The 270-nt window shown below is 42.2% G+C and carries 1 protein-coding gene; it reads left to right on the plus strand.

What is annotated here, in order from left to right; genetic code table 11:
• Positions 1-23: 23 nt before the first annotated feature.
• The coding region (locus KVT27_RS24740; RefSeq protein ID WP_217582182.1) for a hypothetical protein at positions 24-270 on the plus strand (247 nt) is incomplete at its 3' end.

Consider the following 270-nt stretch of genomic DNA (forward strand, 5'->3'; position numbering starts at 1 on the left):
TTTCTGAAATGGTCGATTTGTATATGCAAAACATTGAAGAGCTCTCGCTAGCCGTCTCGATCTCCCCTGCGGTGCAGAACGGTCTGCTGAATTACATTCGAGCATCCAACTCCTTGGAAAAAGAAATTATCGGCTATAAGCTTAATCCATTTCTATTTGATTTCTCATATCCTAAGCCCTATGTTCAAAGCATCTCCATTCATACCCTAGACGCGTATATGTACTATTACACGAAACTCGTGGAATTAAAGCCCGCAGTACCCTACACAC

This window comes from Lysinibacillus sp. GbtcB16, from assembly GCF_019091145.1.
In the GTDB taxonomy this organism is placed as follows: Bacteria; Bacillota; Bacilli; order Bacillales_A; family Planococcaceae; genus Lysinibacillus; species Lysinibacillus fusiformis.